12 protein-coding genes and 1 pseudogene are annotated in these 12,538 nt (G+C 67.9%); 7 read left to right on the top strand and 6 right to left on the bottom strand.

Going from position 1 to position 12,538, the window contains the following annotated elements:
• The first annotated feature begins 114 nt into the window (after positions 1–114).
• Both CHC09_RS43625 and CHC09_RS43620 read left to right on the top strand, forming a co-directional pair.
• The gene (locus CHC09_RS43625; RefSeq protein ID WP_089299158.1) at positions 115–660 is read left to right on the top strand and encodes a hypothetical protein; all 546 of its coding nucleotides are present in this window, start codon (positions 115–117) and stop codon (positions 658–660) included.
• A complete protein-coding gene (locus CHC09_RS43620) occupies positions 657–1,226 on the top strand; it encodes a hypothetical protein (protein ID WP_143232930.1) in 570 nt (189 codons plus the stop codon). Before CHC09_RS43625 ends, CHC09_RS43620 begins: the two co-directional genes overlap by 4 nt.
• 54 nt (positions 1,227–1,280) lie before the next feature.
• On the opposite strand, the gene CHC09_RS45985 is transcribed toward CHC09_RS43620, so the two are convergent.
• The gene (locus CHC09_RS45985; RefSeq protein WP_143232929.1) at positions 1,281–1,883 is read right to left on the bottom strand and encodes a hypothetical protein; all 603 of its coding nucleotides are present in this window, start codon (positions 1,881–1,883) and stop codon (positions 1,281–1,283) included.
• Positions 1,884–1,898: 15 nt separating this feature from the next.
• Between CHC09_RS45985 and CHC09_RS45980 the strand changes: the two genes are divergently transcribed.
• Positions 1,899–2,225: a hypothetical protein gene (locus tag CHC09_RS45980; RefSeq protein WP_143232928.1), complete on the top strand. Its 327-nt coding sequence runs from the start codon at positions 1,899–1,901 to the stop codon at positions 2,223–2,225.
• Positions 2,226–2,442: 217 nt separating this feature from the next.
• On the opposite strand, the pseudogene CHC09_RS48790 reads toward CHC09_RS45980, so the two are convergent.
• Positions 2,443–2,930: pseudogene (locus CHC09_RS48790) on the bottom strand (helix-turn-helix domain-containing protein); the annotation flags it as partial.
• Between the two features lie 21 nt (positions 2,931–2,951).
• Positions 2,952–3,698 (bottom strand): class I SAM-dependent methyltransferase, encoded by a 747-nt coding sequence (locus CHC09_RS43605; protein WP_179277549.1) that lies wholly within the window; start codon positions 3,696–3,698, stop codon positions 2,952–2,954.
• Between the two features lie 291 nt (positions 3,699–3,989).
• On the opposite strand from CHC09_RS43605, the gene CHC09_RS43600 reads away from it, so the two are divergent.
• Positions 3,990–4,796 carry an alpha/beta fold hydrolase gene (locus CHC09_RS43600; protein WP_089299154.1) on the top strand — a complete coding sequence of 269 codons (807 nt, stop codon included), beginning with the start codon at positions 3,990–3,992 and terminating at the stop codon, positions 4,794–4,796.
• 50 nt (positions 4,797–4,846) lie between these two features.
• On the opposite strand, the gene CHC09_RS43595 is transcribed toward CHC09_RS43600, so the two are convergent.
• From CHC09_RS43595 to CHC09_RS48655, 3 genes are read right to left on the bottom strand one after another with little or no spacing between them, the layout of a single operon-like run.
• Positions 4,847–6,103 (bottom strand): sensor histidine kinase, encoded by a 1,257-nt coding sequence (locus CHC09_RS43595; RefSeq protein WP_089299153.1) that lies wholly within the window; start codon positions 6,101–6,103, stop codon positions 4,847–4,849.
• 9 nt (positions 6,104–6,112) lie between these two features.
• The gene (locus CHC09_RS43590; protein WP_089299152.1) at positions 6,113–6,775 is read right to left on the bottom strand and encodes a response regulator transcription factor; all 663 of its coding nucleotides are present in this window, start codon (positions 6,773–6,775) and stop codon (positions 6,113–6,115) included.
• 33 nt (positions 6,776–6,808) lie between these two features.
• On the bottom strand, positions 6,809–6,937 hold the full coding sequence (locus CHC09_RS48655; RefSeq protein WP_275407991.1) for a hypothetical protein: 129 nt from the start codon (positions 6,935–6,937) through the stop codon (positions 6,809–6,811).
• 478 nt (positions 6,938–7,415) lie between these two features.
• Here CHC09_RS48655 and CHC09_RS43585 point away from each other — a divergent pair, with 478 nt between their 5' ends.
• From CHC09_RS43585 to CHC09_RS43575, 3 genes are all read left to right on the top strand, one after another.
• Positions 7,416–7,679 (top strand): MbtH family protein, encoded by a 264-nt coding sequence (locus CHC09_RS43585; protein WP_089299151.1) that lies wholly within the window; start codon positions 7,416–7,418, stop codon positions 7,677–7,679.
• On the top strand, positions 7,676–9,754 hold the full coding sequence (locus tag CHC09_RS43580; RefSeq protein WP_089299150.1) for an ABC transporter ATP-binding protein: 2,079 nt from the start codon (positions 7,676–7,678) through the stop codon (positions 9,752–9,754). Before CHC09_RS43585 ends, CHC09_RS43580 begins: the two co-directional genes overlap by 4 nt.
• Before the next feature lie 153 nt (positions 9,755–9,907).
• Positions 9,908–12,538: AMP-binding protein (locus CHC09_RS43575; RefSeq protein ID WP_179277548.1), on the top strand; the 2,631-nt coding region annotated here is incomplete at its 3' end.

Here is a 12,538-nt window from a genome sequence, read left to right as displayed (position 1 = left end):
AGGTGGCGGCCCGCGCCGCAGCGCACGCAGAAGCCGCCCGAACCACGTGCATTCGGACGGCTTCTGCGTGATCTTGTCGGCGCAACGCCGAGCTCGGCCTGAGGTTAGGAAACGATGTTCTTACCGCTCGCGCCGGTGCCGGTCTTGGTGGGCTCAGAATCCTGCTGGACAACGAGATCGGCACCGGGCAGCGCCAGCAAATGCGACAAGGTCAACCGGCAGGCCGAACTTGCCAAAGCCGAGGCGGCTGCGCAGAAAGTCGTCGCCGCGTACTCCCGGCCGGAGTATGCGACCCAAGACCAGACCGTCGCCGTGCTGACCGTCTGCAACATCGCTGATGGGCTGGTGTTCTCCTACTTCGGCGGCCGCCCCAACCTGGAGCCGAAGCAGGTAGCCGCAGGGGCGGGGCTCGCTTACGTCATCAACGTGGGCAACGCTGTGCATGCCGAGCCTCTGGTCATCACCGAGGCCAAGAAGAACGCGGCCGGAAGCCCGGTCAGCCCGATCGTGATCTACGCGTCGAACCCGTTCTGCGGTGCGGACAAGGAGAACTGCAAGCTCCTGGTCGGCAGCGAACCAGGGGCGCAGATCCTGCCAACGTCAGCATCGAAACGGAAGTCGAGGGCGGCGATCTATGCGCCCGGTATCGTTTGGCCGTGACCATGCTCGACCTTGACTTGCACGATGCCGTCACGGAACGCGCCACCCAGTTACACGCTGATGCGCACCGGATTTTGTCCGTAGCGTGCGTGCAGCGCATGGCACCGCTGCTGGTCCGTTCGGCACGCGAGAACGAGCTGCGCCGGCCGTTGCTGCCGATCGCTGACGAAGGCCTCACCGTCGCGTGGATGCTCTGCCTCGGCCAAAATATCGACCCCGCCGACGTGGCCGCCCGGCTGCGCGCCTACGCCCCGGAAGACGCCGACGACAAGATCTTGGACGTTGACTCGTCGGTGCTGGCATTCGTCCGCGACTTGCCAGACCTGTTCGATCAGCCGCGCCTGTTCATCAGTTCGGTCTTCAATCTCATGTCCAGCTATCGCGACTGGCATCGCCAGGTAGCCGATTATGGGTCGGGCCCATTGTTCGAGATCGCCGCCCTGCTACGCGAAGTCGAATGGCTCGAAGATGCCGCGGTGACCCCGGAGCTGGTGGACCGGATCCGGGAACATGCCATCTGGGCGGGAAAGCACCTGGTTGCGATCGTCGAGGACTGGAGCAGATAGTACGGCCAGCTGTGGCGAGGGCGACCAGGCGTCGTCCTCGCCGTACCCGGCTCGTCAGCGTCCGCGGCCGCGCTTCCACGTCTGCGGGGTGGTGTCGGCCGCGGTGGAAGTCGCGAATGGGCGCAGGGAGCCCAGGTCGTGCGGGGTGTCGTCGGGGATCCACTTCGTGAGTGAGACGTTGCGCCGGTGCTCCAGCTGATTGCCGGTCTTCTTTGCGGTACCAGGTGTCGATGAACTGTTCGCCGGCGGGGCGGTGAATCTCCGGCAGCCGGAACCGCGTTCCGGTCTGCCGCATCTGCTGCACGGTAGCGTCGCTGAAACGGGACAGCTCTCGCTCGACGGCGTCCAGCTCGCTGCGGCTTCAGCGACGGCGGCGCTGGCCTGCATCGCGGCGCGCACGAGCCGGGCTGCCGTGTTCTCGTGCGGCTGCAACCGTCGATCGGTGGTGGTCTTCTCCTGGTCCAGGCGTCGACGTGCCACGCGGGTCTGCTCGGCGCCGATCCGGGCCGGAGCACCGCCCTCGGCCTCAGCGGCGATCTCGGCGCGCGCAACGATCGTGCCGACACGCTGCGCGTCGGGCTGGCCTACCTGAACATGGCGAACGCGGTCAAACAGGTCGCCGGCGATGCTGCCACCGACACGCTGCAGGCCGCCCACGGGAAGAGGGTTACGGTGTCGCTGCTGCGGAAGGTGACGCGGGCCGACGTCACGGAGGACAACGCCGACCTCGGCGTGAAAATGATCAAGACCAAGAGCGTCAGCAGGGGCATTCGGGTGTACGCCACTAATCCGTGGACGCACCGCACCGCCGCCTACACGCTCAAGGCGTCCGGCAAGAAGGTCACCCATCGCCCAGAAGTGACCGAGAAGGTCCTGTCCGGAATGGGAGATAGGGTCATCGGCCCCCGCGGACAGCGGATAGCGCACGCCGCGGGGGTCGCGCGGGTCGGGAACTGCGGTGAGGGCGTGGCAACAGACCGCGGTGTTTACCATCGGTGACCGGCACAGCTGGGTTGAAGGAGGTGGGTGCTGTTACAGCGAGTACGGGGATGAGAGCTGATGCATCGGCGGGTGGAGTCTTGCTCGGTGTCGTGAAGCGTCGCAACTCCATGATCACCGATGCGACCTCATCCGCTTCTTCCGCCTCCATAAAGGCCGGTAGCCCAACAAATCTCCTGGGTCAGAGCTCTGCTACCCGACTACGCAACGGCTCTGAGGCGCCGGTGGCCAGGTTGATCGCCGTGCAGGGTGCGGCGCAGATTCGTGCCCGGGGTCAGGATTCGGTGCCGGAGGCAGGCGGGCATCCAGCAGGCACGGATGCGGGGCAGTAGGTCGAGGTGGGTTTCGTCCTCGGCGAGGACGATGGATCCGGCGGGGAGTGCGGCGATCCGGTCGCGGATGTTTGCGCAGGTCTGGTCGTGGCCGGGGTCGCTTTTGGAGATCAGGCGGGGCCTGCACCAGCGGGCCTGTTCGCGGATGCGGCGGCGCAGTGTGGTCAGGCTCAAGGCGGGTCGGCCCAGGGCTCGCCAGAGGCGGGCGGTGGTCCAGGCTGTCGGGGGGTCATGAGCAGCCGGTGGATGGGTTCGCCGAGCCGGGGGCTGCCTTGCGGGGCCCGCCCGAGCGAGGTCGGTCGGGTAGCCCGGTCAGTCCTTCCTGTTGGTGGCGGGCGATCCAGCGGCGGACGGTGGCGGGGTCGTAGTGCAGCCGTCGAAGACGAACGTGTGATCAGCCCGGGCGGTGGGCGGCCAGCAGAATCCGCGGGGTCTCGGCGAGGACGGGCGGTGTGTCCCGGGCCTCCTCGAAGATCACTTCGGCTCCGGGGCCGAGCTCCCGGCTCAGCGCCTCGGTCTCGGCGAGGACCGCCGCGTAGACCGCGAGTTGCCGTTCCTTCCAGTGTGGCGTCTCCTCCCGGGAATCCACCACCAGACCGGCACGGGTGAGCATCCGGCTGTGGTCGAGGTAGGCCGGCTCCCACGTGGTCAGGACGAGCCGGGCACCGGGACGCAGGATCCTGGCCACCTCGGCCAGCGCGGCCGGCTTGTTCCACACCATCCACAGGGCGTCGATGCTGAGCACCGCTTCGGCGACACTGTCCGGCAGACCGGTCTCGGTGAAACTGCCCTTGCGGAACTCGGCGTCGGGCAGGCCGAGCCGCGTGGCGAGCGTGGCGGCGCCCTCGACGGCGGCCGCCACCACGTCGAGACCGAGGAGACGTGCGCCACGGGCCTGCGCCACCGCGACGCCGGGACCGCCACGGCCGCATCCGATGTCCACCAGCAGGCCGCCCCGCGGAGGGTCGAGCAGTCCAGCTATGCGGTCCAGGTCGGTGCGGGTGACGAAGCCGAACGGCTCCAACTCGGCCGGGTAGTCGTCGCCGTACACATCCTGGTAGATGCCCCGCAGGGTGGGGCTCTTCGCCTGGTGGCGGTAGAAGTCGGCGTACCGGCGCTCGGCGGTCTGGGTTGTACTCACGGAGATCTCCTCAGGGACGGGCCGGGCTCCGGGCGCCGAGCCGGCAGTAGGCCGGTCCGGGCCGTCGCGGGCACGGTCGCTCGCCGCGGTCTGTCCGGGCAGGCTAACCAGCCGGATCCACCGGGGCACAGCCTCGCCGGGCCGGCACAGTTGGACATCGGCGTGGTGCTGCACGCCGGCGCGGTGCGCCGTGATCCGGGTCCGGCCGCAGTTGGACGACCGATTGACCCTGATGGAAGCGGAACCTACTGTCCAGCGCGGGACGCCCGTTCACAGGAGAAGGACACAGGCATGGCTCTCGCACGGGTCAACGGCATCACTTTGAGTTACGACCAATACGGGTCGGGTGAGACCGTCGTCCTGGTCACCGGCACCGGCGCGCCCGGCCGCACCTGGAAGACGCATCAGGTCCCGGCACTGCGGGCGGCCGGCTACCGCGTCGTCACGATGGACAATCGGGGCATCGCTCCGACGGACTGCGGGACCGGCCAGTTCACGATCGAGGACATGGCGGCCGACGTGGCGGGCCTGATCGAGTTCCTGGACGCCGGGCCGTGCCGGGTCGTCGGGTTCTCGCTCGGTGGCATCATCGTGCAGGAACTGCTGGTCACCCGGCCCGAGCTGGTGAGGAAGGCGGTGCTGATCGGGGCGGCCGCCCGAGTCGACGGGCTGATCCGCGGGGTGGTCGAGGCGGAGCTGGACCTGGTCGACAGCGCGGTCAAACTGCCGCCGCGGTACGCAGCGGTGGTCACCGCGTTGCAGAACCTCTCGCCGCGTACGCTCGACGACCCGAACCTGCTGCGCGACTGGCTCGACATCCTCGAGTTCTCGGCCGTCGACCCGGCGTCCGTCCGCCGGCAGCTGACCGTGCAGCTGATCGCGGACCGGCGCGAGCGCAACGCGAAGATCGACTGTCCCTGTCTGGTGATCGGCTTCGCCGACGACCTCGTGGTACGCCCGCACCTGTGCCGCGAGCTGGCCGGCAGCATCCCCGGTGCGACCTATCGTGAGCTGGCGGATTGCGGCCACTATGGGAGCCTGGAGCGACCCGAAGCGGTGAACTCACTGCTCGTCGAGTTCTTCGCGACGGGCGGCTGAACCGCGGGACATCGGTGTCCAGCCGTCCAGATCGGCTGGTTGGACACCGATCAGCGTCCGCGCGTCGCGACCGTCACCGGGCCGCGCGGCAGGTGCACGGGCGGCTCGGGGAATGTGACGGTGACCGCGAGACCGCCACCCGGGAGGGGAGCGATGTGCACGGTCCCGTCCTGTGCCTGGACGATCGCCTGGACGATGGACAGACCCAGCCCGAGCCCGTTGGTGTTCGTCGTCCGCTCGGTCTGCAGGCGCTGGAAGGGCTGCAGGAGCCGGTCGATCGCCTCCGGTGGGACCACGGGTCCGGTGTTGCGGACGGTGAGCACGGGGCGGGCGCCGAGGGTGGTGACTCGGACCTCGAGCCAGCCGTGGGGGGTGTTGTGCCGGATGGCGTTGTCGATCAGGTTCGTGATGAGACGTTCGGTGAGGTTGCGGTGTCCCGCCATCAGGGCCGGCGTGATGTCGGCGCGGAGGGCGATGAGCCGGTGCTCTGCCTCGGCCTGGCGGCTGGTCACCGCTTCCCGGGTGAGTTCGCCCAGGTCGAACGGCTCACGAACCTCGATCCCGGCCTGGCCCCGGGCGAGAGTGAGCAGCGCCTCGATGAGTCGTTCCTGCTGAGCGCCGGCGGCCAGGATGCGCTCGTGAGCGATGCGAAGAGAGGCCTCCGAGGCGTTCGGGTCGGCGAGCGCGACCTGCCCGAGGGCGCGTTGCCGGGCCAGCGGGGTGCGAAGCTCGTGGGAGGCGTTGGCCACGAAGCGGCGCTGGGCCTCGAACGACACCTGCAGCCGGCTCAGCAGGCCGTCGAAGGTGTCACCCAGCTCCTTCAGCTCGTCGTCGGGCCCCTGCAGGGACAGCCGCTCGTTGAGGCTGGTGGCCGAGATCCGGCGGGTGGCCGCGGTGATGGTCCGCAGTGGGCGCAGCACCCGCCCGGCCATCAGCCAGCCGAGAACGACCGAGGCAGCCGACATGATGGCGAGCGCGATGGCGGAGTTGACCCAGAGCGTCTGCAACACGACGACCCGCTGGCTCGCCAGGGCGGCCTCGGTCGCCGGCATCGAGAATTCCATCGACGACTGTTGGGGGCCCATGTTGCCACCCCCCTCCGGCAGCAGGGGTGACGGTGCTGCCTGCCCGGCCGGGGCCATCTGCGCGCCGTCCTGCGGGCCGGAGCCGAAGTGCATGATCGAGTACCGCACCAGGAAATAGGTGGTGATCAGCAGGGCGGCGCCGATGCCGAAGAACAGCAGGCCGAAGAGTACGGCCAGCCGCAGGCGGACGGTACGGCGTGGCAGGCGGAGACGGAGCGGCATGTCGGTTTCTCAATCCTCGTGGATGCGGTAACCGCGTCTGGCGATGGTCTCGATGATCGGCGGATCACCCAGCTTGGCCCGCAGCCGGCTCATCACGATCTTCACGGCATTGGTGAACGGGTCGGCGGACTCGTCCCACACGCGTTCCAGTAACTCCTCCGCGGAGACGGCCCGGCCCTCGGCGGCCATGAGGATCTCCAGTACACCGAACTCCTTCGGGCGCAGATCGATCGGCTGGCCGCCCCGCGTGCAGGTGCGGCGGGCGGTGTCCAGCACGAGGTCACCCTGGCGCAGCACCGGAGGCACCATCGGCTGGACCCGGCGGGCGAGGGCGCCGACGCGCGCCACCAGTGCGGGAAAGTCGAAGGGTTTCGGCAGGTAGTCGTCGGCCCCCATGTTCAGGCCCTCCACCAGGTCCTCGGTGGTGGCGGCCGCGGTGAGCATGAGGATGCGGCTGCGGCAGCCCGCCGCCATCAGCGCGTTGCACACGTCGTCGCCGTGCATGCCCGGCAGATCGCGGTCGAGGACGATGACGTCATAGCCGTTGCAGGTCGCCCGTTCCAGCGCGGTGACTCCGTCGAATGTCACATCGACCGCCATGTGCGCCTGACGCAACCCGGCAGCGACGATCTGCGCCATCTCCTCGTCGTCCTCCACCACCAGAACTCGCATCCTCGCCGGACCCTCCACTTCATGTCCCGAGCCTCAGTCAATCGTCACAAGCTTCCCCATGATGCTCCAGCGCCGGTTTCCCGGACGTTTCAGCACTGCGGCGGCCGGGCCGCCCGACTTGATCGCGAGGCGGGCGCACAGCGAACAGATCATCTGCGGCATCGTCAGCCTCGACGCCGGACCGGCCACTCCGCTGAACCTCAACGCCTATGCGAGAGGACACCGGGCAGTGGAAAATTGTCTGTATTGGACCCGAGACGTTACCTTCGGCGAAGACAATTCCCAGTCAGGACCGGGACGACTCCCCGCAACCTGGCCGCAATGCGCAACCTGACCCTGGACACCTTCCGCATTGCCGGGTGTGCCGACATCGCCCACGCCCCCGCGATCTCCACGACCGCGTCGATGCCTTCGCCGTCCACGGCATTCAGCAAACCATGATCAAGCCGGGCATAAAACAACAACGCCGAGGCCGTGGAGCGGAGCGCGCCGGCCGGTGGGTCCGAAAATGCCCGAAAAAATAATGGCGTCCAAGTGCGGATAATTGCGGTTGGACGTTAGTCAATTCCGTCTTCTTGCCGGTTCGTCGTACGTCTGGTTATCGTGTGGCCGTTCATGTTGATGAAACGAGGGGGAAGTCATGGGCAATCCATTTGACGATGAGCAGGGCTCCTTCTTTGTGCTGGTCAACCACGAGAACCAGCACTCGCTCTGGCCGACTTTCGCCGACGTCCCCGCCGGATGGCGGGTGGTATTCGGTGAGGCATCGCAGAAGGAGTGCCTCGACTACGTCGAGGCGAATTGGACGGACATGCGTCCGCAGAGCCTCATCGACGACATGAAGGAATACGAGGCGACTGCCGAGGCGAAGCCGCTGAACGCTGAAGAGATTCCTGTTTCATGACCCTCGGCCCTGGCCCGATGATGCGCGGCATGGCCCCGGACTCGTCTGTGACCAGGCAGAACATCAAACCGGGCACTCTCAAGCGAGCACTGCCGTACGCGCGTCCCCACTTCCGTGTCATGGGGATTCTGCTACTGGTGACAGCCCTGAACGCCGGAATCACGGTTCTGACACCCATTCTCTTCAAGTATCTGATCGACGACGGAATCGTTGCCCGTAACGGCTCCGTCGTGTTGTGGATCTCCCTCTCCGTGGTCGGGCTGGCATTGCTGAGCGTCGTTTTCGGCATGGCCGAGGCGCGGTATTCCGGCCGGGTGAGCGAGGGGATCGTCTACGACCTGCGGACGACGGTCTTCGACCACGTGCAGCGACAGCCGCTGGCGTTCTTCACCAGGGCACAGACCGGTTCCCTGGTGAGCCGTCTGAACACCGACGTGGTCGGTGCCCAGCAGGCCGTGAGTTCGGTTCTCGCCTCGGTGGGATCCTCCGGACTGACCGTTGTTCTGGTGCTGGGCACCATGTTTTATCTGTCCTGGCAGGTCACGCTCATCTCGCTGCTGATCCTTCCGCTGCTGGTGGTACCCGGAAAGATCGTCGGCCGGACTCTGCAACGCGTCATGCGCGAACAGATGCAGATGCACGCGGAGATGGGCTCTGTGATGAACGAACGGTTCAACGTCAGTGGGGCCCTGCTCAGCCAGCTCTACGGCAAGCCGGCCGCCGAGACCCGCCTGTTCGCCAAACAGGCGGCGCGGCTGCGGGACCTCGGCGTGCTCGCGTCGACGTACGGCCGGACGCTCTTCCTCGCCATGACCCTGATCGGCTCGCTCGCCACCGCGCTGGTGTACGGCATCGGCGGCGGACTGGCCATCACCGGCACCCTGCAGGTGGGCACACTCGTGGCCCTGGCCACGCTGCTCACCCGGCTGTTCGGGCCGATCACCCAGCTCTCCGACGCGCAGACGAGCGTGCTGACGGCGCTCGTCAGCTTCGACCGCCTGTTCGAGGTGCTCGACCTCAAACCGCTGATTGCGGACAAGCCGGGCGCGATCGCCCTGCCCGCCGCGCGAGTCACCGACGGCCTGGCACCGGAGATCCGCTTCAACCAGGTGGCGTTCCGCTATCCGTCCGCGGCCGACGTCTCTCTGGCGTCGCTGGAGTCGATCGCGGTGGCAGCCCCGAGGCGTACGACCAACGCCCTGGTGCTGCGGGATGTCAGCTTCGTGGCGCCGGCCGGAAAGCTGACCGCCCTGGTCGGACCGTCCGGTGCCGGCAAGACGACGATCACCCACCTGGTGCCGCGTCTCTACGACGTCACCGAGGGGTCGATCCAGGTCGGCGGGCACGACATCCGGGATGTGACGCTCGAATCGCTGCGCGACTCGATCGGGATCGTGACCCAGGACGCGCACCTGTTCCACTCCACGATCCGCGCGAACCTCACCTATGCCCGGCCGGACGCGACCGAGGAGGAACTGATCGAGGCGTGCCGGGCGGCGCAGATCTGGGATCTGATCGCCGACCTGCCCGACGGGTTCGAAACGGTGGTGGGTGACCGCGGCTATCGCCTCTCCGGTGGCGAGAAGCAACGGCTCGCCATCGCCCGTCTCCTGGTGAAAGCGCCGATGATCGTCGTCCTGGACGAGGCGACCGCGCACCTGGACTCGGAGTCCGAAGTGGCTCTGCAGAAGGCGTTGAAGACCGCGCTGGCGGGACGGACCTCGCTGGTGATCGCCCATCGGCTCTCCACCGTCAGGGAAGCCGACCAGATCCTGGTGATCGACGAGGGCCGGGTTCAGGAGCGGGGCACGCACGACGAATTGATCGAGTCGGGCGGGCTCTACGCCGAGCTGTACCACACCCAGTTCGCGCGTTCGGAGTCGGCGGACGACGAGCCTGTGGACGACGAACCGATTCCCGAGCCGGTGGGTGCGGGGTACGGAGCGTTTCCGGGCGGGCGCCCGGGTTCGGGCCGGCACTCTGGTCCGGGCGGGCACCCGGGTCCGGGCGGGCACCCGGGTCCGGGCGGGTTCCCTTTCGGACCGGGCGGCCCACCGCCGCCGATCCCGGGCTGACGTCGGCCGTCCCCGGCCGCCGGCACCATCACATTCCGCCAGCAGACGCCACGTGAATCCCGTAGGAGGGGAAGCCTCATGGGCGGTCCATCGGAGAGCTTCCGCGGTTCTGATCCGTCGTCAACCGTTCCCCGGCCCACCGGGCAAACCGCCGTGCCACTCGAATGGAGTGGCACGGCGGTGCCGGTGGCGGCCGTGTCGGTTCCGGAGCTGATCCAGCGGTGGGTGGCGGAGACCCCGGATGCGGTTGCGGTGCGTGACGGTGGTGGCCGGTTGTTGACGTATGGGCAGTTGGACGAATGGTCACAAGGGGTCGCTTCCGGACTGCGGTCTGCTGGTGTGGGTCGTGGTGACCGGGTGGGGTTGTGTCTGCCGCGGGGTGTGGAGATGGTCGCGGCGATGCTGGGTGTGTGGCGGGTCGGTGCGGCGTTCGTGCCGTTGGATCCGCAGCTTCCGGCGGCGCGGCGGGAGTTGATGGCCGCGGGCACGTCGTTGGTGCTGTCGGCTTGGGACCCCGCTTGGGAATTGGGTGCCGAGGTTCCCGCAGTCGTTCTTGACGGCCGTGATCTGGCGTATGTGATCTATACGTCGGGTTCGACCGGGGTGCCGAAGGGTGTCGCGGTGGCGCATGCGGGTGTCGCGAGTCTGGCGCAGGTGATGGCCCCGGTTCTCGACGTTTCGGCGGGAACTGCCGCGTTGCAGTTCGCGTCGTTCAGTTTCGACGCCTCGGTGCTGGACGTGGTCACAGTGCTCGGTGCTGGCGGCACGCTGGTGATCGCCGATGGCGAGCAGCGCCGGGATATGGGTGCGTTGTCGCGGTTGGTGCGGGATGCGGATGTCCGGGTGGCCAGTGTGGTGCCGTCGTTGCTGGCGGCGTTGGATCCGGCGCAGGTGGCGGGGATCCGCCGGTGGGTGCTGGGTGCGGAGTTTTTGAGTGCGGGTCTGGCGTCGCGGTGGTCGGCGGGTTCGCAGGTGTGGAACACCTACGGTCCGACCGAGGCGACGGTGATCACGACTGCGGCGCCGGTGATGCTGCCGGTGTCGGGTGCGGGTCCGTCGATGGGCCGGCCGATCGGCAATGCCCGGGTGCTGGTGCTGGACGAGTTCTTGCAGCCGGTACCGGTGGGTGTGGTCGGTGAGGTGTATATCGGTGGTCTCGGCTTGGCGCAGGGGTATGTCGATCGTCCGGATCTGACGGCTCATCGGTTCGTGGCGGATCCGTCTGGTGTCGGTGGGCGGTTGTACCGCAGTGGTGACCTGGCCCGCTGGGATGGCGGGGGTTTGCTGCACTTCGCCGGTCGCTCGGACGAGCAGGTGAAGATTCGCGGGTTCCGGATCGAACCCGCCGAGGTGCAGGCGGTGCTGCAACAGTATCCGCAGGTCGCGCAGGCCGCCGTGATCGCCCGTGACAACCAGCTGATCGGGTATCTGGTCGCGGCGGGGGATCTAATCGATCTGGCCACGGTGCGGGCGTACGCCGCCGAGCGGCTGCCGGAGTACATGCTGCCGACGCTGCTCGTGCTCGACGCCCTGCCGCTGAACGCCAACGGGAAGCTGGACCGGGCTGCCCTGCCGGCCCCGGACCTGCCGACCACCGGCCGGGCCGCGGCGACCGCCGCCGAGGAGATCTTGTGTGCTCTGTTCGCGGAGATTCTCGGTGTGGAGTCGGTGCCGGCGGATGTGTCGTTCTTCGAGCTCGGTGGAGATTCGCTGTCGGCGATGCGGCTCATCGCCCGGATCCGTTCGGTGTTCGAGAGCGAGGTCAGCGTCCGGGGCCTGTTCGCCGCTCCGACGGTGGCCGGGATCGCCGAACAGATCGGGGACGCCGAGGCTTCGACCCGGACGGCGTTGACGGCCCGGGAGCGTCCGTCGGTGTTGCCGCTCTCCTATGGCCAGCAGCGGATGTGGTTCCTGAACCGGATCGAAGACACCGGTCAGAGCGTGGCCTACAACATGCCGATGGTACTGCGGATCTCCGGTGACCTGGACGTGGCCGCGCTGGAAGCAGCACTCGGTGACGTCGCGGACCGCCATGAGGTGCTGCGGACCATCTATCCCGAGGTGGACGGGGTGGCGTGCCAGCGGATCCTGGATGGTGTCGAGGGACGGCCGACGCTACTGGTCACCGAGGTGGCCGAGAGTGACATGACAGCGGAGCTTTCGGCGTACCTCGAACAAGGTTTCGATCTTGGGGTCGAGTTGCCGTGGCGGGCGCGTCTGCTGGCGGTGGCGCCGGGTGAGTTCGTGCTGGCGGTCGTGGCGCATCACATCGCGTTGGACGGTTGGTCGATGGGTGTGCTGACCCGGGATCTGCGGGCGGCTTATACGGCCCGCCGTCAGGGGCAGGCGCCGACGTGGACCGCGTTGGGTGTGCAGTATGCCGATTACGCCCTGTGGCAGCGCGAGGTCCTCGGCGACCTCGACGACGAGTCGAGCCTGATCGCCGGCCAGCTCGGCTACTGGCGGGAGACCCTCTCGGGCATCCCGCAGGAGTTGGTGCTGCCGACCGACCGGCCGCGCCCGGCGGTGGCTTCGATGCGTGGCGGCACAGTCGACGTGGAGGTTGATGCCGAGACGCATGCCCGGCTGGTCGAGCTGGCGCAGCGGAGCGGTTCGACGGTGTTCATGGTGGCGCACGCGGCGCTGGCGGTGCTGTTGTCGCGGATGGGCGCGGGCATCGACATCCCGCTGGGTACGTCGGTGGCGGGTCGTGGTGACGCGGCGCTGGACGATCTGGTCGGTTTCTTCGTCAACACGCTGGTGTTGCGTGCCGACCTGTCGGGT

It is taken from the genome of Actinoplanes regularis (genome assembly GCF_900188005.1).
In the GTDB taxonomy this organism is placed as follows: Bacteria; Actinomycetota; Actinomycetes; order Mycobacteriales; family Micromonosporaceae; genus Actinoplanes; species Actinoplanes regularis.
Note: the sequence above shows the minus strand (reverse complement) of the source record. Positions and strands in the feature narration are given on the sequence as shown.